Raw genomic sequence first — 22,248 nt, 5'->3', positions numbered from 1 at the left:
CCGCAACCAGTTCGCCATAATGTTCGGCGAGCGCTTCGACGCTTGAGTATCTGAAACCGCATGGAGCCGGTCAGATACACAAAGTTCAGGACACTCCCCCGAAACACCGTCTATTCCAGGCCGATGCGTTCGACATGATCTGCGAGGCCAATGGCATCGAGCACCGTCTGACAAAGCCCAACCACCCGTGGACCAATGGTCAGGTCGAGCGGATGAACCGCACGATCACGCAGGGTGAGGCGGGCCAGGAAACCCTCTGGGAGAGGGTTTCCCACCGAACGTCAGGCGCTTCCACCATGACAGCCACGAGCAACGGCGGGCGCATCTTGCCGACTTCATGGCAGCCGACAACTTCGCGCGTCGGCTCAAGACCCTCGGGGGTCTTACGCCCTACGAATACGTCTGCCAAATCTGGACTTCAGAGCCGGATCGATTCATCCTGAACCAGATCCACCAGAGGCCGGGACTGAACACCTAGTCTCACCTCGACCTGACGGAGAAGCAGATGTCCCCTACTACCCCCAAGGGTGCCGCCTTCGACTGGGCGGATCCTTTTCTGCTGAACGACCAGTTGAGCGAGGAGGAGCGGATGATCCGCGACAGCGCGTCGGCGTTTGCGGCCGAGCGGCTGGCGCCGCGTGTCACCGACGCCTATCTGACCGAGACGACCGACCCCGAGATCTTCCGCGAGATGGGGGCGGCGGGCCTGTTGGGCGTCACGGTGGACGACGCCTATGGCGGGGTCGGCGCCTCCTATGTCGCCTACGGCCTGGTCGCGCGCGAGATCGAGCGGGTTGATTCCGGCTATCGGTCGATGGCCTCGGTGCAGTCCTCGCTGGTGATGTTCCCGATCGAGGCTTACGGCAGCGAGGCGCAGAAGCGGCGCTATCTGCCGAAGCTGGCCACGGGCGAATACATCGGCTGCTTCGGCCTGACCGAGCCGGATGCGGGTTCCGACCCGGCGGGCATGAAGACCCGCGCGCGCAAGGTGGACGGCGGCTATGTGCTGAACGGCGCGAAGATGTGGATTTCCAACAGCCCCATCGCCGATGTCTTCGTGGTCTGGGCGAAATCCGACGCCCATGGCGGCAAGGTGCGCGGCTTCGTGCTGGAGAAGGGCATCAAGGGCCTGTCCGCGCCGAAGATCAAAGGCAAGCTGTCGCTGCGCGCCTCGATCACCGGAGAGATCGTGATGGAGGATGTGGAGGTCGGCGAGGACGCCCTGCTGCCGGGGGTCGAGGGGATGGGCGGGCCGTTCGGCTGCCTCAACCGGGCGCGCTATGGGATCAGTTGGGGCGCGATGGGGGCGGCAGAGGATTGCTGGTTCCGCGCCCGCCAATACGGGCTGGACCGCCACCAGTTCGGCCGCCCCCTGGCCGCGACGCAACTGTTCCAGAAGAAGCTGGCCGACATGCAGACCGAGATCTCGCTGGGGTTGCAGGCGTCCCTGCGCGTCGGGCGGCTGTTCGACGAAGGCCGCTTCGCGCCCGAGATGATTTCCATCGTCAAGCGCAACAACTGCGGCAAGGCGCTGGAGATCGCGCGGATGGCCCGCGACATGCATGGCGGCAACGGGATTTCCAGCGAATACCACGTCATGCGCCATGCCCAGAACCTGGAGACGGTGAACACCTATGAGGGCACCCATGACGTGCACGCCCTGATCCTGGGCCGCGCGCAGACCGGGCACCAGGCCTTTGGCTGAGCCGCCGCTGAAGGGCCTGCGCGTGGTCGAGCTGGCCCGCATCCTGGCCGGGCCCTGGATCGGCCAGACCCTGGGCGACCTGGGGGCCGAGGTGATCAAGGTCGAATCGCCCGAGGGCGACGACACCCGCCGCTGGGGCCCGCCTTTCATCGACCGCCCCCGCGCCGACGGCACCACCGAACGGGTCGCGGCCTATTTCCACGCGGCGAACCGGGGCAAGACCTCGGTCACCTGCGACTTCAACGACCCGGCCGACCTGGCGCGGCTGCGCGGGCTGATCCAGCAGGCCGATGTGGTGGTCGAGAACTTCAAGGTCGGGGCGCTGGCGCGGTTCGGGCTGGATTATCCGACGCTGGCGGCCGGCAATCCGGGGCTGGTCTATGCCTCGATCACCGGCTTCGGACAGGACGGGCCGCGCGCCGGCCAGCCCGGATACGATTTCCTGATCCAGGGCATGTCGGGGATCATGGACCTGACCGGCGACCCGGACGGAGAGCCGCAGAAGGTCGGCGTGGCCTGGATCGACATCTTCACCGGGCTTTACGGGGTGATCGCCGTGCAGGCGGCGCTGGCCGAACGGGCGCGGTCCGGGCGGGGCCAGCATCTGGACCTGTCGCTCTTGGATTGCGGGGTGGCGGTTCTGGCGAACCAGGCCACGAACTTTCTGCTGGGCGGGACGGTGCCGCATCGCCTGGGCAATGCGCATCCGAACATCGTGCCCTATCAGCTGTTTCCGGCCTGCGACGGCCACCTGATCGTCGCCTGCGGCAACGACCGGCAATTCGCCGCGCTGTGCCGGGTGCTGGACCTGCCCGGCCTGCCCGGCGACCCCGACTTCGCCACCAACCCGGCCCGCGTGGCCCATCGCGACCGGCTGGTGCCGGTGCTGGCCGCCGCCACCGCGCGCCGCACCCGCGCCGACCTGATCGCCGCGATGGAGGCCGCGGGCGTCCCCGCCGGTCCCGTCAACGACGTGGCCGAGGCCCTGGCAGAGCCGCAGATCGCCGCGCGCGGCCTGCGCATCGCCCCCGAAGGCATCCCCGGCCTGCGAACCCCCATCCGCTTCGGACGCAGCGCCCTGCAAACAAACCGACCCGCCCCCGCAATGGGCGACGGAAAATGGGGGTTCGCGGAATGAAAGACCCCCGCCGGTCGGGGCGGGGGCCAAGGTCGTCAGGCTGTGGCGAAGATCACTCGCGGTTACCCATGAATTGCAGCAGGAACATGAACAGGTTCAGGAAGTCCAGGTACAGCTGCAAGGCGCCCATGATGGCCGATTTGCCCAGGAAATCCCGGTTCGAGCCAGCCAGTTGCAGATAGGTGTTCTTGATGTTCTGCGTGTCATAGGCGGTCAGGCCCGCGAAGATCAGCACGCCCAGGATCGAGATCGCGAACTGCATCCCCGACGATTGCAGGAAGATGTTCACGATGGACGCCACGATCAGGCCGATCACGCCCATGATCAGGAAGCTGCCCCAGCCCGAGATGTCCTTCTTGGTGGTATAGCCCCACAGCGACAGGCCCGCGAAGGCGATGGCCGTCACCAGGAAGGTCTGCACGATCGAGGTGCCGGTGAACACCAGGAAGATCGAGCTGATCGACAGGCCCATCAGCGCGGCGAAGCCATAGAACAGCAGCGTCGCGGCCGAGACCGACAGGCGGTTCAGGGCGGCGCCGAAGGCAAAGACCACCAGCAGCGGCGCGAACATGATCACCCATTTCAGCGGCGAGGCATAAAGCGCCTGCGCCACGGCGGGATTATTGATCGCAAGCGTGCTGATGCCATAGGCCGCGACGGCGGTTACACCCATGCCGACTGCCATCAGCCCATAAACCTTGTTCATGTAGGCCCGCAGCCCTTCGTCGACGACCGCCTGGCGGGTGCCGACGCTCTGCGTGGTGCGGTAAGTGTTGTAATCTGCCATCAATCTCTCCCTACGAGGACATGCCGGCATTCGCCGGTTTCTGGCCACCATATTGGCATGATATCGCCGCGTTTCAATGCGCCAAGCCGCCGGATCGGCACAGTTTTACGCAGTTGTTACAGCGTCACGACGATCTTGCCGACCGATTTGCGGCTGCGCAGCAGATCGAAGGCCTCGGCGGCGCGCTCCAGCGGCATCACCTGGCCCAGCACCGGGGCAAGCTGGCCGTCCTGGAACATGCGGAACAGATTCTTCATGCTGTCCGACACGGCCGCGGGATCCAGCCTGGCGTAACCGCCCCAGTAAAAGCCGTGGATGGCGATATTCTTGACCAGGGCGTGGTTCAGCGGCAGCAGCGGCGGCCTGCCGCCCGCGAAGCCGATCGCCAGGAAGCGGCCGCCGGGGTTCAGGGCGCGGAACGCCGCCTCTCCGGCGCTGTCGCCCACGGCGTCATAGATCACGTCGACGCCGCCCAGATCGCGCAAAGCGGCCCTCAGATCCGGGCAGTCGGCGCTGTCGATGACATGGTCGGCCCCGGCCTTGCGCACCACGTCCAGCCGGTCGCGCCCGCGCGCCACGCCGATCACGCGGGCGCCCATGGCGCGCCCGATCTCGACCGCGGTCAGGCCGACGCCGCCCGCGGCACCCAGGACCGCCAGAACCTCTTGCGGTTGCAGGGCGGCGCGGGCCGAAAGCGCCAGGTGGCTGGTGCCATAGGCGATCTGGAAGCCCGCCGCCTGTTCGAAATCCATCGGGTCGGGGATCGGCGTGCAGGCGCCGGGGGGCGCCGCGACCTGTTCCGCCAGCGTCCCCGGCGCCAGCACGGCCACGCGGTCGCCGGGGCGCAAGCCGCTGTCTTCGGGCGCCCATATCACCTCGCCCGCGCCTTCCAGGCCGGGGGCGAAGGGCGGATCCTGGCGTTCCTGGTATTCGCCCTTCGCCTTCAGCAGGTCGGCGAAGTTCAGCGCCGCCGCGCGCATCCGCACCAGAACCTGCTCTGGCCCAGGCTGGGGGGCGGGACGCAGCCGGATCACCGGCTCTCCTCCCAGTTGTTCAACCAGGGCGATTCGGATCATCCCCGAACCCTCGGACACGGAAGTTTTCGCCAAGTCTGTCATTCCCTTATCAGAAGGCCGCCGCCAGTCGCACCGGACCTGTCTTTTTGGTCAGGAACGAGGCCGTTAACCAGGTTAACACTCGAAAATTGAGGAAGGTTAAGATAGTGCTTCCTTAGATTGCATGAGGTGGTAACGATGAAACACGGTGTTGACGTTCATGTAGGCAAGCGCATTCGCCATCGTCGCTGGATGATCGGGATGACGCAACAACAACTGGCCGACAAGGTCGGTATCAAGTTCCAGCAGATCCAGAAATACGAAACCGGCATGAACCGGGTGTCGGCGTCCCGGCTGTGGGACATCGCGCGGGCGGTGGACGTGCCGGTCAGCTTCTTCTTCGAAGGATTGCAGGAAGGCGACATTCCCGACGGCGTCGCGGGCGACATCCTGGCCGACAAGGAAGCGCTGCAACTGGTGCGCGCCTATTACACGATGCCGGTCGCGCAGCGCCGCCAGATCTTCGAACTGGCGCGGGTGCTGTCCGACGCCGCCTGATCCCGTCCCGGCGCGGGTGTGTCGCTGTCACGCGCCTGACACGGTTCCGGCTGCCAAATCCGCTTGCCGCCATTGGCAGGGCGACGCCTTCGGGTTAGTCCTGCCGGTGAACCGGACCAGGGGGCAGCCATGCAGGACGCGCAAGACATCATCGACACGGCGCACCGGATGGCGGATGCCGCCCGTGCCGCGATCCTGCCCTTTTTCCGCACCCAGCTGGTGGCCGACAACAAATGGCAGACCGGCTTCGACCCCGTGACCGAGGCCGACCGCGCCGGCGAACGCGCCATGCGCGAGGTTCTGGCCAGCCGCCGCCCCGCCGATTCCATCCTGGGCGAGGAATACGGCGCGACCCAGGGCACCAGCGGCCTGACCTGGATCCTGGATCCCATCGACGGCACCCGCGCCTTCCTGTGCGGCGCGGCCAGTTGGGGTGTTCTGATCGGCCTGTCCGACGGGCAGGACATTATCTATGGCCTGATAGACCAGCCCTATACGCGCGAGCGGTTCGAGGGCGGGCTGGGTCAGGCGCGCTTTCTGTCCGATGCGGGTCAACGCCCGCTGGCGGCGCGGCGCGTCGATCTGTCCCAGGCGACGCTTCTGACAACCTATCCCGAGGTCGGGACGGCCGACGAAGCCGCCGCCTTCCGCCGCGTGGCCGGCCAGGTGCGGCTGACCCGCTATGGGCTTGACTGCTATGCTTATGGGCTGCTGGCCCTGGGCCAGGTGGATCTGGTGATCGAGGCCGGGCTGCAATCCTATGACATCGCCGGGCCGCTGGCGGTGGTCCGGGCCGCCGGGGGCATCGTCACCGACTGGCAGGGCGGTCCCGCCCATCACGGCGGGCAGGTGATCGCCGCCGCCTCGGCCGAGCTGCACCGCGCGGCGCTTGCGCTGCTGAACGCAGGGGGCGCGGCATGACCGACCAGGCCACCCCGCCCGAAGACCGCTCGGCCGAGGACGAATACCTGCCCCGGCGCGCGCTTCTGGACCAGATCGACGCCGCCATCGAGGCGGGCGACGCGGCGACGCTCAACACCCTGCTGGAGCCGATGCACGGCGCCGACATCGCCGACCTCATCGAACGGCTGGACCCGGCCAAGCGCCGCGCCTTCCTGGCGCTCTACAGCGGCGAGATCGACGGCGAGATCCTGTCCGAAATCGATGAGGCGATCCGCGAGGAGGTGATCGACCAGCTTCCCCGCGAGGTCGTGGCCGAAGCCGTCCGCGAGATGGACAGCGACGACGTGGTCGACCTGGTCGAGGACATGGACGAGCCCGAGCGGCAGGAAATCCTGGCTGCGCTGGATGCGACCGACCGTGCCGCCGTCCAGCAGTCGCTGGCCTACCCCGAATATTCGGCGGGCCGCCTGATGCAGTCCGAGGTGGTGACCGCGCCCGAGCACTGGACCGTGGGCGAGGCCGTGGCCTTCCTGCAATCCGAGGAATGGCTGCCCGAACAGTTCTATCACATCGTCCTGGTCGATCCGCGCTTCCATCCGCTGGGCTATGTCACACTGGGCCGCCTGCTGGCCTCCAGCCACGCCACGCCGTTGCGCGACATCACCGAGGACAGCTTCCGCACCATCAGCGCCTTCGCCGAGGAAGCGGACGTAGCCTATGTCTTCAACCAGTATCACCTGATCTCGGCCCCGGTGGTGGACCGCGACGACCGGCTGGTCGGCATCATCACCATCGACGACGCGATGGCCGTCCTGGACGAGGAGCACGAGGAAGACATCCTGCGCCTGGCGGGCGTGGGCGATGAAAGCCACGTCACCGACGGACCGCTGGCAACCGCGCGGCAGCGCCTGCCCTGGCTGGTCGTCAACCTGTTCACGGCGTCGCTGTCGGCGGTGGTCATCTCGATGTTCGAAAACACCATCGCCAGCCTTGTGGCGCTTGCCGCGCTGATGCCCATCGTCGCCTCGACCGGCGGGATCGCGGGCACGCAGTCGCTGGCCGTCGCCGTGCGGGGCCTGGCCACGCGCGATCTGAACCGTTCCAATGCGCGCCGCGTGGTGATGCGCGAACTGCTGGCGGGGCTGCTGAACGGGGTCGGGCTGGCCCTGATCCTGGGGATCGCGGAAACGCTGATCTTTGGCGACATCCGGCTGGGCATGGTCCTGGCGGCGGCGATGATCGTCAACCAGATCGTCGCGGCCCTGGGCGGGGTGCTGGTGCCGCTGACGCTGAACAAGCTGGGGTTGGATCCTGCCCTGGCCTCGGGCACCTTTGTCACCACGATGACCGACGTGATGGGCTTCTTCGCCTTCCTGGGACTTGCCACGATCATGCTGCTGTGACCCCCGCCGACAAATCCGCCCTGCGCGCCCGTGCCCTGGCCGCCCGCGCGGCCGGAGGCGACCAGGACGCGCTGACCCGCCATCTGACCGCCGCGCTGGCGCCGCATCGGGGCGCGGTCCTGTCGGGCTATTGGCCGATGCGGGGCGAAGCCGATCCCCGGCCCGCGATGGCCGCGCATGACGGGCCGGTCTGCCTGCCGGTGGTGCCCGGCCGCGCCATGCCGCTGATCTTCCGGCAGTGGGACGGCGGGCCGCTGGTGGACGGTCCCTTCGGCACCGCGCATCCTGCTGATTCGCAGCCGGTCCTGCGGCCGGATGTGCTGATCGTGCCGCTGGCGGGCTTCGACCTGGGGGGGAATCGCATCGGCTATGGCGGCGGGTATTACGACCGCACCTTGCAATTACTGCGAGAATTCGGCCGCGCCACCGCCATCGGCCTGGCCTTCGCCGTCCAGGAGCTGCCGGACATCCCGGCCGAGCCGTTCGACCAGCCGCTGGATCTGATCGTCACGGATCGGCGCATCATCCAGCCGCTGCGCTGATCACGGACTTTCGTGGCAGTTTTGCATCAGCTGTGCATAACCGGGGGGCGGCTTCGGGACAACCCTGTGGATAAGCCGGGGAGGGGCGCCGACAAGCCTCTGTGCTGAAAAGAAATAGTCCCGATCTGGCCGTGTTGACGATGGTTGCCCGCCATGAGCTGTGAGCGAATCTGCGCCTTGCGGCACGCAGCCCGAGTCAACTGCGCCTCTACGGTTATCCACAGATAAAAACCGTTGCATCCGCCGCCGAATGGGATCAATTTTGTGGTCTGCGGCGTTGGCCATACCAGATGTGGTGGCAGGTGGGCGATAACCACCAAGGCCCGTCGCTTCGCGATTTTCGACCGATCGGGCGCTTCGGCTGTCCGTGCCCGTTGCTGCGGCAACGGGGCGGCCCCGTGCCGCTTGGCGCAGGTCGCGGGTCAGGGACGACGACATGAAAGGGCTACGGGCATGAAGATCGAACGGCGTTTTACCACCCTTGCCGGGGGCGCATACGGCGATATCGCCTTCGCCACGACCACCAGCGAGATCCGCAATCCCGATGGCACGATCGTCTTTCGCAACGACCAGGTGGAAGTCCCCCAGGGCTGGAGCCAGGTCGCCAGCGACGTGATCGCCCAGAAGTATTTCCGCAAGGCGGGCGTTCCGGCGGCGCTCAAGCGCGTCAAGGAAAAGGGCGTGCCCGAATTCCTGTGGCGCAGCGTGGCCGACGACGAAGCCTTGGCCGCCCTGCCCGAGGACCGGCGCTATGTCGGAGAGACGAGCGCACGGCAGGTCTTTGACCGGCTGGCCGGAGCCTGGGCATACTGGGGTTGGAAAGGCGGGTATTTTTCCAAAGAAGAAGACGCCCGTGCCTATCACGACGAAATGCGGTTCATGCTGGCCCGGCAGATGGCCGCGCCGAACAGCCCGCAATGGTTCAACACCGGCCTGCACTGGGCCTATGGAATCGACGGCCCGTCGCAGGGGCATTTCTATGTCGATTACAAGACCGGCACGCTGGTCAAGTCCGACAGTGCCTATGAACATCCCCAGCCGCACGCCTGCTTCATCCAGTCGGTCAGCGACGACCTCGTGAACGAAGGCGGCATCATGGACCTGTGGGTCCGCGAGGCGCGGCTGTTCAAATACGGATCGGGCACCGGCACCAACTTCTCGTCGCTGCGCGGCGAAGGGGAAAAACTGTCGGGCGGCGGCAAGTCCAGCGGGTTGATGGGGTTCCTGAAGATCGGCGACCGGGCGGCGGGCGCGATCAAGTCGGGCGGCACCACGCGCCGCGCGGCCAAGATGGTGATCTGCGACATGGATCACCCCGATATCGAGGCCTTCATCAACTGGAAGGTTATCGAGGAACAGAAGGTCGCGTCCCTGGTCGCCGGGTCCAAGGCGCATGAGGCACGGCTGAACGACATCTTCGCCGCGATCCGCGCGGGCGACGGTGAAACGGATCCCGCGAAGAACGACGCCCTGAAAGCCGCGATCCGCGCCGCCAAGCGCGCGATGATCCCGGAAACCTATGTCAACCGCGTGCTGCAATACGCGCGCCAGGGCTTCGACAGCATCGAATTTCCGACCTATGACACGGACTGGGACTCCGAGGCTTATGTCAGCGTCTCGGGCCAGAACTCGAACAACTCGGTCCGGGTGACGGATGCCTTCCTGCAAGCGGTGCGCGACGATGCGCCGTGGGAACTGCTGCGCCGCACCGACGGCAAGGTCGCCAAGACCGTCTCGGCTCGCGAGCTGTGGGAACAGGTCGGCCATGCCGCCTGGGCTTGCGCCGATCCGGGTATCCAGTTCCACGACACGGTGAACGCCTGGCACACCTGCCCCGAGGACGGGCCGATCCGCGGGTCCAACCCGTGCAGCGAATACATGTTCCTGGACGACACGGCCTGCAACCTTGCCTCGATGAACCTGCTGACCTTCTTCGCGGATGGCCGCTTCGATGCAGACGCCTATGTCCATGCCACGCGGCTGTGGACGGTGACGCTGGAAATCAGCGTGCTGATGGCGCAGTTCCCCAGCAAGGAAATCGCGCAGCGCAGCTATGACTTCCGCACTCTGGGGCTGGGCTATGCCAATATCGGCGGCCTGCTGATGAACATGGGCCTGGGCTATGACAGCGATCAGGGCCGGGCGCTGTGCGGCGCGCTGACCGCGGTCATGACCGGCGTCGCCTATGCGACAAGCGCGCAGATGGCGGCCGAACTGGGGGCCTTCCCCGGCTACGCGCGCAACGCCGACCACATGTTGCGGGTGATCCGCAACCACCGCGCGGCGGCGCACGGCACCGGCGCCTATCAGGGTATCAACGTCCTGCCCGTGGAGCTGGACGCCGAGAACTGCCCCGACGCCCGCCTTGTCGCCATCGCGCGGCAGGCCTGGGACGAAGCCCTGACCGGGGGCGAGGATCACGGCTTCCGCAACGCCCAGGTCACGGTGATCGCGCCGACCGGCACCATCGGCCTGGTCATGGACTGCGACACCACCGGGATCGAGCCGGATTTCGCCCTGGTCAAGTTCAAGAAGCTGGCAGGGGGCGGCTACTTCAAGATCATCAATCAGTCGGTCCCGGCCGCGCTGACCACGCTGGGATATTCCCCCGCGCAGATCGAGGAGATCGTGGCCTACGCCGTGGGCCACGCCAGCCTGGGCAACTGCCCCGGCATCAATCACACCGCGCTTGCGGGCCACGGCTTCGGCCGGGCCGAGATCGACAAGATCGAAGCCGCGCTTGCCACGGCCTTCGACATCCGCTTTGTCTTCAACCAGTGGACCCTGGGCGAGGATTTCTGCAAGGGCACGCTGGGCATTCCCGCCCAGAAGCTGGCCGACCCGACCTTCGACCTGCTGCGCCATCTGGGCTTTACCAAGGCCCAGATCGATGCCGCCAACGACCATGTCTGCGGCACCATGACCCTGGAGGGCGCGCCGCATCTGCGGGCCGAACATCTGCCGGTCTTCGATTGCGCCAATGCCTGCGGCAAGACCGGCACCCGCTATCTGTCGGTGGACAGCCATATCCGCATGATGGCGGCGGCGCAGAGCTTCATCTCGGGCGCCATTTCCAAGACCATCAACATGCCCAACAGCGCGACCATCGCCGACGCGCTTGCGGCCTACGAGCTGTCGTGGTCGCTGGGCATCAAGGCCAACGCGCTGTATCGCGACGGATCGAAGCTGTCGCAGCCGCTGGCATCCGCCCTGGTCGAGGATGACGAGGAGGCCGAGGAAATCCTGGCCTCTGGCAGCGCGCAGGAAAAGGCCGCCGTCATCGCCGAGAAGATCGTCGAGCGGATCATCGTCAAGGAGGCCGTCCGCAGCCACCGCGAAAAGCTGCCGCAGCGCCGCAAGGGCTATACCCAGAAGGCGGTCGTGGGCGGGCATAAGGTCTATCTGCGCACCGGCGAATACGACGACGGCAAGCTGGGCGAGATCTTCATCGACATGCACAAGGAAGGCGCGGGCTTCCGGGCGATGATGAACAATTTCGCCATCGCCGTGTCCGTGGGCCTGCAATACGGCGTTCCGCTGGAGGAATTCGTCGACGCCTTCACCTTCACCCGGTTCGAGCCTGCGGGCATGGTCCAGGGCAACGACAGCATCAAGAACGCGACCTCGATCCTGGACTACGTCTTCCGCGAACTGGCCGTCAGCTATCTGGACCGCACCGACCTGGCGCATGTGAAGCCCGAAGGCGCGCGTTTCGACGACATGGGCGGCGGCGAACGCGAGGGCCAGAACGTCGCCCCCGTCAGCGAACAGGCCGAGTTGAAGTCGCTGACCATGCTGAAGCAGATCAGCAGCGCGGGCTATCTGCGCAAGCGCCTGCCCCAGGATCTGATGGTCTTGCAGGCCGGAGTCTCGACAACGGCGATCCTGTCGGCGGAACCGGCAGCAATGGACCTGCGCGCCAAGGCCCGGATGCAGGGATACGAGGGCGATCCCTGCGGCGAGTGCGGGAACTATACGCTGGTGCGGAACGGGACGTGCATGAAGTGCAATACCTGCGGAGGGACCAGCGGGTGTAGCTGACACCAGTCCCCGGCGACGCTACGGTCACGCAACCCATAAATTGGTCATTCTGGAGGGCGAGTCGTCCGTTTTCGCCTTCCAGCCCCGATGATCGCATGGTGATCTGACTGGGTCGGCGGACTCTCCCTCGGGGCATTCTCTGTCCGCGGGTTGCACCAGACTGGCTGGCACCGGGCCTCGGGAATGGGGGAGAGACCACCGGAAGAGCAACACGTTCATCGGGCTGGACGTCCATAAGGCGTCGATCTCTGTTGCCGTTGCGCGTGGCGGGTGAGGCGGTGCGTTTCGGCACCGGGGCTCCGTGCCGAACCGGCCCGATCACATCCGCCAGCTGGTGGAAAAGCTGGCGGCGGGCGGGGCGCGGCGGCGGTTTTGCCAAGGGGCCCCTGGGGCGATATGGACCTGCATCGCTTCTGTTCCGGTCAGGTGCTCATGTTAAGCGGCCCTCTGCTCGAAGGCCACGGGTGATTTCCAGCCGAGGGCTGAGTGCTTGCGGCGCGGATTGTAGAAGCCATTGATGTATTCGAAGAGGGCGATCTCGATATCGCGCCGGGCGCGCCATTCGCGTCTCCAAACCAGTTCGGCCTTCAGGGACTTTAAGACGGAGCGTGTGAACGCCATCGGTCCGAGAGAACACGCGACGCTCGACGGCCGAGTTATCATAGCAGTTGCCCTTGCCGCTCATTGATACCTTGAACCCGTTTTTGCGCAGAAGCTTCTGGTAGTCATGGGCGCAGTATTGCGCGCCGCGATCCGTGTGGTGAATACAGCCGGGTGGTGGGCGGCGCAGGGCAACGGCCATGTTCAGCGCCCTGATCGCCAGATCCTGCTTCATCCGGTTGCTGATGGCCCAGCCAATCACGCGCCTCGAGAACGGGTCGATGATGACGGCCAGATAAACCCAGCCCTCACGCGTCCAGATGTAGGTGATGTCGCCCGCCCCCTTCGGGGCACTCGCCGAAAAGTCCTGTTGCAGAGGTTCGGCGCGATGTTGAAGGCGTGACTGCTGTCGGCGGTGCGCTTGAACTTCCGGCTGCGGATGATGCGGATGCCGTTCTGGCGCATCAGACGGCCTACCCGGCGCTGTCCGACCCGCGGGCCCAATTCGTTCAACTCCTCGGTCATACGCGGCGTCAGGTTGCGTCTGATCTTGGCGTCGGCCTTTCGACGCTCGGCAAGTGGAGCCGGGCGATTTCCGCTGAGGCGAAGATGCCGGAACAGGATACCGATCTTCTTCGTGAGAACGAACGGCTGCGGAAAGAGAACCGCATACTGCGCGAAGAAAGGGAAGTATTAAAAAAGGCGGCTCAGTTCTTCGCGGCTCAAAAGCTGTGAAGTTTCAGTTCATCGCCGGCTATCAGGGCAGCCTTTCGCGCAGCCATCTCTGCCGCATGACGGGCGTGACGGATCGCGGGTTGCGCGCGTGGCTGCGCAGGCCCCCGTCCATCCGTCAGCGGCCCGATATGGTGATCCTGGCCCATATCCGCGAACAGCATCGGCTGAGCCTGGGCAGCTACGGCAGGCCGTGTCAGGCCGCTGGTGAGCGCGATGCGAACCGCATCCCGCTTGAATTCGTCGCTGTGTATCGCTGCCATATCCTGTCTCCTTGAAGAAAGCATCTCTCTCAGAAGACCGGAACGAAACCGGGACAGGTCCAGGCCGAGATGCCGGAACTCGGCCATATGACAGAAGGTGAGGCAGCCTCGATGACCGGCCTTGCGCCCGTGTCCCGTGACAGCGGCGCGATGCGCGGCCGCCGCATGATCGCGGGAGGGCGACGGGCGCTGCGACATGTCCTCTTCCAAGCCGCACTCGCCGCCGCATGTCACAACCCGGCCTTGAGGCCGATTGCCAGGCGCCTCAAGGAAAAGGGCAAGCCGCACAAGCTGGTCATCATCGCGATCGCCAGACGGCTCGTCACCATCGCAAACGCCGTCCTGAAAAGCGGCACGGCTTGGCAGCACCGGGCCTGCCCGTAGACACAGTTGCTGGTGCTGGGCCTGTTCGTCGCGGACCACCTGTGGCTGCACCGGGATCTGCCGCTGCTGGCGGCGCGGTCGATGGCCGATCTGATCGAACATCTCAGCTTCTGGCGCTAACATCGCAGGCGGGACCATACCCAGGTCAGACAGGTTCCACAGGGCATTTGCATCAGCCGGGACAGCACGATACGAGGGGCGCAACGTCACTTGGTCGGGAGAGAGAACCATGGCTGTCAAAGTTGCGATCAACGGTTTCGGGCGCATCGGGCGCAATGTGCTGCGCGCCATCATCGAATCGGGGCGCACCGATATCGAGGTCGTCGCGATCAACGATCTTGGCCCCGTCGAAACCAACGCGCATCTGCTGCGCTATGACAGCGTGCATGGCCGGTTCCCGGCCCAGGTCACCGTCAGCGGCGATTCCATCGACGTGGGACGCGGCCCGATCAAGGTGACGGCGATCCGCAACCCCGCCGACCTGCCCTGGGGCGACATCGACGTGATCATGGAATGCACAGGCATCTTCACGTCCAAGGACAAGGTCCAGCCGCATCTGTCGACCGGCGCCAAGCGCGTGCTGATCTCGGCCCCCGGCGACAATGCCGACAAGACCATCGTCTTCGGCGTGAACGACGACACGCTGACCGCCGACGACCTGGTGGTGTCCAACGCAAGCTGCACCACCAACTGCCTGTCGCCCGTGGCCAAGGTGCTGAACGACAGCATCGGCATCGCCAAGGGCTTCATGACCACGATCCACAGCTATACCGGCGACCAGCCGACGCTGGACACGATGCACAAGGATCTGTACCGCGCCCGCGCCGCCGCCCTGTCGATGATCCCGACCTCGACCGGCGCCGCCAAGGCCGTGGGCCTGGTGCTGCCGGAACTGAAGGGCAAGCTGGACGGCGTGGCGATCCGCGTCCCCACCCCCAACGTCTCGGTCGTGGACCTGGTGTTCGAGGCCGCGCGCGACACCTCGGTCGAGGAAATCAACGCCGCGATCAAGGCGGCGGCGGACGGGCCGATGAAGGGCATCCTGGGCTACACCGAGGAAAAGCTGGTATCCTCGGACTTCAACCACGACCCGCATTCGTCGGTCTTCCACATGGACCAGACCAAGGTGATGGAAGGCCGCCTGTGCCGCATCCTGACCTGGTACGACAACGAATGGGGCTTCTCGAACCGCATGTCCGACACGGCGGTTGCAATGGGCAAGCTGATCTGAGCCTTGCGGCGGCGGGATCGTCCCGCCGCCCCATCAGGCCGGATAGATCATCCGTGCCGATATTCCGCCATCGACGACGAACCGTTGGCCGGTGATGAAGCCGGCCCGATCCGACGCAAGATAGGCGACCAGTCCTGCAATATCCTGCGGATCGCCCACCCGGCCAACCGGATGCTGCGCCTTTTCCGCCTTCGAATGATGCGGTTCGATGCGATTCGCCCGCTTCTGATAGGCCGCCGTCTCGATCCAGCCCGGCAGGATGCTGTTCACCCGCACCTTGGGCCCCAGACTGACCGCAAGCGCATGAGACAGGGCCAGCAACGCCCCTTTCGAGGCCGCATAGCTTTCGGTACCCGCTTCCGACTGCAAGGCGCGCGTCGATGACATCAGGATGATCGAGCCGCGCGCCGCCCGCAACAGCGGCACGGCGGCGCGCACCGTCAGGAACGCGCCCGTGACGTGGCTGTCCAGCATCCGCTGCCAATCGCCCAACGACAGTTCCTCGATCGGGCCGTTCTGGGGATCGGCGATGCCGGCATTCGACACCAGCAGATCCAGCCCGGCGCCGTCCAGCCAGTCCCGGATCCGGGCAAAACCTTCCTGCACTCCAGCCTCGTCCGCGACATCGACCGTCAGGGCCAGCAGGCTGGAGTCGCGCGCCTGCATTTCGGCCACCGCCTCATCGTCCAGGTCGAACAGCGCGACGCGCCAGCCGTCCGCTGTTAACCGTTCAACGATGCCTCTGCCGATGCCCTGCGCGCCGCCGGTGATGAGTGCCGTCTTCATGTCGTTCCCCGCTGTAAGCATGGGAAACGGCGGCATTCGGGGATCGTTCCCTCAGCGGACCCTGGTCAGGCGGCGCGAATTGGCGCGCGTCCGCTTGCCATAGGGGCGAAGCGCGGCGGACATCACGCGCTCGGCGCTTGCACCCCGGCCTGCGGCCTGGGCCATCGCGAACAACGACTCCGTCGCTGCGGCCTGTTTTTCGGCGACCATGCGAAAAGGTTCCCCCGGCGCCTGGGTCATGATCCCCATCATGCCCGCCGTGCGCAGGCCGATCACCATCTGCGCCTCGATGGCCATTCGGACGAATTGCGCCCACAGTCGGACGGGATTCTTGGGCATCATCGCAAACATGGGGTCATCCTTTGGATCATCCAGTCAATCTGATGGCCCGCCGGGATCGGCGCAAGCCCGACTTTGCGACAATGTGGACTGCATTTTACGCATGGCCGCTTGGCAACCCTGCCATGCCATGTATAGAGGCAGGCCATGACCGACAGCATCACCCTTCGCCGCCCCGACGACTGGCACCTGCACCTGCGCGACGGCGCGATGCTGGCGGCGGTCGCGCCCCATTCGGCGGGCTTCGGCCGCGCCATCATCATGCCGAACCTGGTGCCGCCCGTGGTGACGGGCACCCAGGCCGCCGCCTATCGCGACCGGATCCTGGCCGCGCTGCCCAAAGGCGCCGCGTTGCAGCCGCAGATGACGCTGTATCTGACGGACGCGACCGACCCCGCCGATGTGGTCTCTGCCTTTCGCGACGGCATCATCCGCGCGGTCAAGCTGTATCCTGCGGGCGCGACCACGAATTCCGCCAGCGGCGTCACCGATTTCGACCGCGTCCAGCCTGTGCTGGAGGCGATGGCCGAGGCGGGCGTGACGCTGTGCGTCCATGGCGAGGTGACCGACCCGGCGGTGGATATCTTCGACCGCGAGGCCGTGTTCATCGACCGCGTCCTGGACCCGCTGCGCCGCCGCACCCCCGGCCTGCGCGTGGCGATGGAGCATATCACCACCAGCGACGGCGTGGACTATGCGCGCGCGGGTGGCGACGATCTGGCGGCCTCGATCACCACGCATCACCTGGTCATCAACCGCAACGCCATCCTGGCCGGCGGCATCCGCCCGCATTACTACTGCCTGCCTGTCGCCAAGCGCGAATCGCACCGCCTGGCGCTGCGCAAGGCGGCGACCGGCGGCGAGGCGCGGTTCTTCCTGGGCACCGACAGCGCGCCGCATCCCGACAGCGCCAAGCTGCAACCCTGCGGCTGCGCGGGCTGCTTCACGGCGCCGAACACCATGTCGATCCTGGCCCATGTGTTCGAGGAGGACGGCGCCCTGGACAGGCTGGAAGCCTTTGCCAGCCTGAACGGCGCGGCCTTCTATCGCCTGCCGCCGAACGACGACCGGATCACGCTGGTCAGGCGCGACACGCCCGCGGCCTACCCTGCACAGATCGAGGCTGGCGAGGAAACCGTGACCGTCTTCGACCCCGGCTTCCCGCTTTTCTGGCATCTGGAGGATTGATGAGCCTGACCTTTCCCACGCGCGAGGAAATCGCCCGCCTGTCCGCCCGGATGCTGCTGGAAATCAAGGCCGTCGATTTCAATGCGGCTCAGCCCTTCACCTATGCCTCGGGCCTGAAGGGGCCGACCTATGTGGACTGCCGCCGGATCATCAGCTTTCCGCGCGTCCGCGCCACGCTGATGGATTTCATGGCCGCGACCGTTCTGCGCGATGCCGGGTTCGAGGCCTTCGACAACGTGGCGGGCGGCGAAACGGCGGGCATCCCCTTCGGCGCCATGGTCGCCGAACGGCTGGGGCTGCCGATGACCTATGTGCGCAAGAAGCCGAAAGGTTACGGCCGCAACGCCCGGATCGAAGGCGTCATGACCGAGGGCCAGCGCGTCCTGCTGGTCGAGGATCTGACCACCGACGGCGGCAGCAAGCTGTCCTTCGTCGATGCGATTCGCGACACCGGCGCGACCTGCGCGCATACGGCGGTGATCTTCTATTACGGCATCTTCCCGGAAACGACGCAGCGGCTGGCCGATCACGGCGTCACGCTGCACCACCTCTGCACCTGGTGGGACGTTCTGGCCGAGGCCAAGGCGCAGGCCGCCTTCGACAGCGCCACCCTGGCCGAGGTCGAGACCTTCCTGACCGACCCGCGCGCCTGGCAGGCCGCGAACGCCTGACTTATCCACAGGCCATCCACAGATCGGCCCCCGAAAATCCCGCCGCGCGGCGTTCCCCGCGCGGCGCATCGGGTGTAGAACAGGGGGATAAGAAGAAAGGGGCAGCCCATGACCAACCTGCGCGCAATCATCCCAGGCCAACCCGTCGGCGCCGAGGACACCCCCTCGATCCCCTTTTCGCTGGAGGCCGAACAACAGCTCCTGGGCGCGCTGCTGACCAACAACGACGTGTTCGACCGGGTCAGCCAGATCATCAAGCCTGACCATTTCTATCACCCGGTCCATGCCCGCATCTTCGAGATCTGCTCCGAACGCATCCGCAAGAACGCCCTTGCCAGCCCCGTCACCATCAAGGCCTTTCTGGAGCATGACGAGGGGCTGAAGGAACTGGGGGGGGCGCCCTATCTGGCGCGCATGGCCGGGGCCGCGATCAGCGCCTATGCCGCGCGCGATTATGCTCAGATGATTCGCGAATTCGCGCTGCGCCGCGAATTGATCCAACTGGGCCAGGACATCGCCGCCCGCGCCGCGACCGTCGAGGTCGGCGACGAGGCCGAGGAACAGATCAAGGCCGCCGAACAGACGCTGTACAAGCTGGGCGAGGCCGGGACGGCCGAACGCGGCTTCCAGTCCTTCCTCAAGGCCGTGACCGGCGCGGTCCAGGCCGCCAATGCCGCCTATCAGCGCGACGGCAAGCTGTCGGGAATCTCGACCGGGCTGGTCGACCTTGACGGCAAGATGGGGGGGCTGAACAACTCGGACCTGATCATCCTGGCCGGACGTCCATCGATGGGGAAAACCTCGCTGGCGACCAACATCGCCTTCAACATCGCCAAAGCCCACAAGACCGGGGAACGCCCGGACGGCACCATCGGCACCATCGAGGGCGGCGTGGTCGGCTTTTTCAGCCTGGAAATGTCGGCCGAACAGCTTGCCGCCCGGATCCTGTCCGAAGCGGCCGAGGTTCCCAGCGAACGCATCCGCAGCGGCAACATGGACGAGGCCGAGTTCCGCCGCTTCGTCGAGGCCGCCCATGCCTTGCAGAACTGCCCGCTTTACATCGACGACACCCCGGCTTTGCCGATCAACCAGCTTGCCGCGCGCGCCCGCAAGCTGAAGCGGACCCATGGCCTGGACGTGCTGATGGTCGACTATCTTCAGCTTCTGAAGGCCGCGTCCGCCAAGGACAGCCGCGTGAACGAAGTGTCCGAGATCACCCAAGGCCTGAAGGCTGTCGCCAAGGAACTGAACATCCCGGTCATCGCTCTGTCGCAGTTGTCGCGGCAGGTGGAAAACCGCGAAGACAAGCGCCCGCAACTGTCGGATCTGCGCGAATCCGGCTCGATCGAACAGGACGCCGACATCGTGATGTTCGTGTTCCGCGAAGAATATTACAAGGAACGCGAAAAGCCCTCGGACAGCGACCTGGACGCGATGGCCAAGTGGCAGCAGGTGATGGAGCAATGCCACGGCAAGGCCGAGGTGATCCTGGGCAAGCAGCGGCACGGCCCCATCGGCACGGTCGAGCTGTCCTTCGAGGGCCAGTTCACCCGCTTCGGCAACCTGGCGAAGGACCGTCAATCGCAATGGGATTAGCCCGGATGATCGCATGGTGATCTGACTGGGTCGGCGGCCTCTCCCCTGGGGCATTCTCTGTCCGCGGGTTGCACCAGTCTGGCTGGCGCCGGGCCTAGGGAATGAGGGAGAGACTACCTGGAAAGCAACACGGTCATCGGCGCGGATCGGCCGTGAACCAATGCATGTCAGGCCTCCCGGTCCAGAGGCGGCCCGGTCGCGTCGACCTCGTGCACCCGCGTGATATAGGTGGCAAGCAGATGCGCCAGAAGTGCGGGGTCGTCCGCGTTCGTGAATCCGGGAAGAGTGAACCGGATGGCGTCGACAGCGGACCTCCTCCCATTCAGGCTCTCTGCCAACTCCGCCTCAAATGCCTCAATGGACCGGCCGAGCCGATACCAACATGCTGGACTTGCCCAGCTTTAGTGGAGAACGATTAGCGGGACGCGCTATCCTGAAATACGACTTTCTGTACCCAACAATGGGTTGAGCCATGAAAGGATCATAGAATGAAGGCTCGGTTCCGCGAACAGCATCGGCTGAGCCTGGGCAGCTACGGCAGGCCGCGGATGACCGAGGAACTGAACGAGCCGGCCCTGCGGGTCGGAAAGCGCCGGGTAGGCCGTCTGATGCGCCAGAACGGCATCCCAGCAATGCCGGAGGCTTTCTTGCCAATCTGGAACGGTCGCGCCCCGGTCCGCTGACCTGCCGCATCGCCTCGGGCCGGACGGAACGGGGCAGGGAGTTCACGCAGCGGAGTTATCAGAACCGCCTAGGCCGGACGCTGCTTGAGAACTGGACCGTGCACGGCAGCGGCCATGGCTGGTCGGGCGGCCGGCGGCGGGATCGCATACCGACCCCGCCGGTCCCGACGCCTCGCGAGGGATGCTGCGGTTCTTCCTGGCCCGGCGGCGCGGCGGGCAGGGGCCTTAGTCGGCCCCATAGATCGCTTCGGCCGACCCGACCTGCACATCTTCGTTGGCCAGCACGCAACTGCGGCCCGGAGAGATCGCGTCCTCGGTGATGCCAAGCGCGGCGATGTCGGCGGGAATTCCCCGGCCCACCGCCAGCGAAGCCGCCAGCCGGGCCGAGGCCGCGCTGGCCATCACGCCGTTGCCGCCCTGGCCGGCCAGCCAGATGAAGCCCGCGTCCGGCGGGTCGGCGCCGATCACCGGCTCGTGGTCGGGCGCGAAGGTCCGCAAGCCGCCCCATCTGTGGGACAGCCGCGCCACCTTCATCGTGGTGAAGGTCTCGATCCGGTCGATGGCGAGGGCGACCTCCATCTCGTCGGCCTGGGCGTCGCAGGGGGCCGAGGCCGCCATGTCCACGGGCGAGACCATGACCTTGCCCGCCTCGGGCTTGAAATAGAAGGTCTCGGCCACGTCGAAGGTCATCGGCCAGTGATGCAGGTTGCTGCCCGAGGGCGCGTCGAAGGTGACGGCGGTGCGGCGGAAGGGCACCACGTTGCGATAGCCCAGGCCCGCCATCTCGGCCACCTGCTGCACCCATCCACCGGCGGCGTTGACAAGGGTGCCGCCGTGGAATTCGCCCGCCGTGGTGTCGACCCGCCAGCCGTTCGCGTCGCGGTGGATCGCCGTCACGCGCGCGTCCGTCACCACCGCGCCGCCCGCCGCGCGGATGCGGCGCTGATAACCCATCATCAGTTCGTTCGTGTCCACGTCCTTGCAGTCGGGCTCATACATGGCGGTGGCGTATTTGTCGGCCCGCAGCACCTCGCAATAGCGCAGCGCATCGGCGGCGGGCATGAGTTCGACCCTGGCGCCGCGTGCGATCAGGTCGTCATACTGCGCCTGAAGCTGTCCGGTCTCGTGCGCCTGGGCCAGGAACAGCGCGCCCCGGTCGGTGACCAGCGGCAGATCGGTAAAGCCTTCCGGCGGGTTTTCCAGAAAGCCGCGCGTGGCGGTGACAAGGCGGCTCCAAAGCCGGGGGCCGTAGTTCTCGGACATCACGGCGGCCGACCGCCCGGTCGAGTGATAGCCGGTCGCACTTTCCTGTTCCAGCACCGCGACGCTGCCATGGGGCAGCAGTTCGTAAGCTACCGAGATCCCGGCGATCCCGCCGCCGATGACGATGAAATCCGCAGTCCGTGCCATGCCGCTTCTCCTGTTTCCTGTGGCATCGGTTCTAATCCAGCGGGGCCGGATTTTTGTAGCGAACATGACGGCCCGCGCGACGCATGGTGTCGCGGCGGCCAGGCAGGTCGACGGAATCTGTCGCGCCACCTGGGCTAGGGTCTGTGGGGATTCACACTCGGAGGCTGATGTGATTCATAGTCAGGATGGATCGCAATGTTCTGACGGATGCCCAATGGGCGAAGATTGAGCCG

The 22,248-nt window shown here is 66.0% G+C and carries 19 protein-coding genes and 4 pseudogenes; 16 read left to right on the top strand and 7 right to left on the bottom strand.

Going from position 1 to position 22,248, the window contains the following annotated elements; translation table 11 throughout:
* Window positions 1-128: 128 nt before the first annotated feature.
* From PARHAE_RS18115 to PARHAE_RS18105, 3 genes and pseudogenes are all read left to right on the top strand, one after another.
* Window positions 129-478, top strand: a pseudogene (locus PARHAE_RS18115) (integrase core domain-containing protein); the annotation flags it as partial.
* 27 nt (window positions 479-505) lie between these two features.
* Entirely contained in the window at window positions 506-1,705 is a 1,200-nt protein-coding gene (locus tag PARHAE_RS18110; protein ID WP_126155960.1) for an acyl-CoA dehydrogenase, read from the top strand.
* Entirely contained in the window at window positions 1,698-2,843 is a 1,146-nt protein-coding gene (locus PARHAE_RS18105) for a CaiB/BaiF CoA transferase family protein (protein WP_126155959.1), read from the top strand. Before PARHAE_RS18110 ends, PARHAE_RS18105 begins: the two co-directional genes overlap by 8 nt.
* Window positions 2,844-2,895: 52 nt before the next feature.
* Here the strand turns inward: PARHAE_RS18105 and PARHAE_RS18100 are convergent, their stop codons facing one another.
* A complete protein-coding gene (locus PARHAE_RS18100) occupies window positions 2,896-3,630 on the bottom strand; it encodes a Bax inhibitor-1/YccA family protein (protein ID WP_126155958.1) in 735 nt (244 codons plus the stop codon).
* A 116-nt stretch (window positions 3,631-3,746) separates the two neighbouring features.
* Window positions 3,747-4,706: an NADPH:quinone oxidoreductase family protein gene (locus tag PARHAE_RS18095; RefSeq protein WP_126155961.1), complete on the bottom strand. Its 960-nt coding sequence runs from the start codon at window positions 4,704-4,706 to the stop codon at window positions 3,747-3,749.
* Window positions 4,707-4,883: 177 nt separating this feature from the next.
* Here PARHAE_RS18095 and PARHAE_RS18090 point away from each other — a divergent pair, with 177 nt between their 5' ends.
* The 5 genes from PARHAE_RS18090 to PARHAE_RS18070 all read left to right on the top strand — a co-directional run bounded on the left by PARHAE_RS18090 (window position 4,884) and on the right by PARHAE_RS18070 (window position 12,132).
* Window positions 4,884-5,243 carry a helix-turn-helix domain-containing protein gene (locus PARHAE_RS18090; RefSeq protein WP_126155957.1) on the top strand — a complete coding sequence of 120 codons (360 nt, stop codon included), beginning with the start codon at window positions 4,884-4,886 and terminating at the stop codon, window positions 5,241-5,243.
* A 129-nt stretch (window positions 5,244-5,372) separates the two neighbouring features.
* Window positions 5,373-6,164, top strand: a complete 792-nt coding sequence (locus PARHAE_RS18085; protein ID WP_126155956.1) for an inositol monophosphatase family protein — start codon at window positions 5,373-5,375, stop codon at window positions 6,162-6,164.
* Window positions 6,161-7,549, top strand: a complete 1,389-nt coding sequence (mgtE, locus tag PARHAE_RS18080; protein WP_126155955.1) for a magnesium transporter — start codon at window positions 6,161-6,163, stop codon at window positions 7,547-7,549. The genes PARHAE_RS18085 and mgtE overlap by 4 nt, the downstream gene beginning before the upstream one ends.
* On the top strand, window positions 7,546-8,091 hold the full coding sequence (locus tag PARHAE_RS18075; RefSeq protein WP_126155954.1) for a 5-formyltetrahydrofolate cyclo-ligase: 546 nt from the start codon (window positions 7,546-7,548) through the stop codon (window positions 8,089-8,091). The genes mgtE and PARHAE_RS18075 overlap by 4 nt, the downstream gene beginning before the upstream one ends.
* Window positions 8,092-8,544: 453 nt before the next feature.
* Complete coding sequence (locus PARHAE_RS18070; RefSeq protein ID WP_126155953.1) at window positions 8,545-12,132, top strand: vitamin B12-dependent ribonucleotide reductase; 3,588 nt, start codon at window positions 8,545-8,547, stop codon at window positions 12,130-12,132.
* A 435-nt stretch (window positions 12,133-12,567) separates the two neighbouring features.
* Here PARHAE_RS18070 and PARHAE_RS18060 read toward each other — a convergent pair.
* Window positions 12,568-13,266 (bottom strand): annotated as a pseudogene (locus PARHAE_RS18060) (IS3 family transposase); the annotation flags it as partial.
* 75 nt (window positions 13,267-13,341) lie between these two features.
* Between PARHAE_RS18060 and PARHAE_RS21940 the strand changes: the two are divergent.
* From PARHAE_RS21940 to gap, 4 genes are all read left to right on the top strand, one after another.
* Complete coding sequence (locus tag PARHAE_RS21940; RefSeq protein ID WP_277600687.1) at window positions 13,342-13,467, top strand: hypothetical protein; 126 nt, start codon at window positions 13,342-13,344, stop codon at window positions 13,465-13,467.
* The gene (locus tag PARHAE_RS21785; protein WP_241232877.1) at window positions 13,464-13,742 is read left to right on the top strand and encodes a hypothetical protein; all 279 of its coding nucleotides are present in this window, start codon (window positions 13,464-13,466) and stop codon (window positions 13,740-13,742) included. Before PARHAE_RS21940 ends, PARHAE_RS21785 begins: the two co-directional genes overlap by 4 nt.
* Window positions 13,743-13,796: 54 nt before the next feature.
* A complete protein-coding gene (locus PARHAE_RS18050; RefSeq protein WP_206437021.1) occupies window positions 13,797-14,111 on the top strand; it encodes a transposase in 315 nt (104 codons plus the stop codon).
* 229 nt (window positions 14,112-14,340) lie between these two features.
* Window positions 14,341-15,342, top strand: coding sequence for a type I glyceraldehyde-3-phosphate dehydrogenase (gene gap, locus PARHAE_RS18045; RefSeq protein WP_126155952.1), 1,002 nt, complete (start codon window positions 14,341-14,343; stop codon window positions 15,340-15,342).
* A 33-nt stretch (window positions 15,343-15,375) separates the two neighbouring features.
* Here gap and PARHAE_RS18040 read toward each other — a convergent pair whose 3' ends face one another.
* A complete protein-coding gene (locus PARHAE_RS18040; RefSeq protein WP_126155951.1) occupies window positions 15,376-16,128 on the bottom strand; it encodes an SDR family NAD(P)-dependent oxidoreductase in 753 nt (250 codons plus the stop codon).
* Window positions 16,129-16,179: 51 nt separating this feature from the next.
* The gene (locus tag PARHAE_RS18035) at window positions 16,180-16,479 is read right to left on the bottom strand and encodes an antibiotic ABC transporter (RefSeq protein WP_126155950.1); all 300 of its coding nucleotides are present in this window, start codon (window positions 16,477-16,479) and stop codon (window positions 16,180-16,182) included.
* A 135-nt stretch (window positions 16,480-16,614) separates the two neighbouring features.
* Here PARHAE_RS18035 and pyrC point away from each other — a divergent pair, with 135 nt between their 5' ends.
* From pyrC to PARHAE_RS18020, 3 genes are all read left to right on the top strand, one after another.
* Complete coding sequence (pyrC, locus tag PARHAE_RS18030; RefSeq protein ID WP_126155949.1) at window positions 16,615-17,655, top strand: dihydroorotase; 1,041 nt, start codon at window positions 16,615-16,617, stop codon at window positions 17,653-17,655.
* Entirely contained in the window at window positions 17,655-18,326 is a 672-nt protein-coding gene (locus tag PARHAE_RS18025; protein ID WP_126155948.1) for an orotate phosphoribosyltransferase, read from the top strand. The genes pyrC and PARHAE_RS18025 overlap by 1 nt, the downstream gene beginning before the upstream one ends.
* Before the next feature lie 108 nt (window positions 18,327-18,434).
* Window positions 18,435-19,922 carry a replicative DNA helicase gene (locus PARHAE_RS18020; protein ID WP_126155947.1) on the top strand — a complete coding sequence of 496 codons (1,488 nt, stop codon included), beginning with the start codon at window positions 18,435-18,437 and terminating at the stop codon, window positions 19,920-19,922.
* A 167-nt stretch (window positions 19,923-20,089) separates the two neighbouring features.
* Here the strand turns inward: PARHAE_RS18020 and PARHAE_RS22010 are convergent.
* A pseudogene (locus PARHAE_RS22010) lies at window positions 20,090-20,308 on the bottom strand (DUF6634 family protein); the annotation flags it as partial.
* Window positions 20,309-20,416: 108 nt separating this feature from the next.
* On the opposite strand from PARHAE_RS22010, the pseudogene PARHAE_RS18015 reads away from it, so the two are divergent.
* Window positions 20,417-20,548 (top strand): annotated as a pseudogene (locus PARHAE_RS18015) (IS3 family transposase); the annotation flags it as partial.
* A 282-nt stretch (window positions 20,549-20,830) separates the two neighbouring features.
* On the opposite strand, the gene PARHAE_RS18005 reads toward PARHAE_RS18015, so the two are convergent.
* Window positions 20,831-22,015: an NAD(P)/FAD-dependent oxidoreductase gene (locus tag PARHAE_RS18005; protein ID WP_126155946.1), complete on the bottom strand. Its 1,185-nt coding sequence runs from the start codon at window positions 22,013-22,015 to the stop codon at window positions 20,831-20,833.
* Window positions 22,016-22,248: the final 233 nt, after the last annotated feature.

This window comes from Paracoccus haematequi, assembly GCF_900631945.1.
Taxonomy (GTDB): domain Bacteria; phylum Pseudomonadota; class Alphaproteobacteria; order Rhodobacterales; family Rhodobacteraceae; genus Paracoccus; species Paracoccus haematequi_A.
Note: the sequence above shows the minus strand (reverse complement) of the source record. Positions and strands in the feature narration are given on the sequence as shown.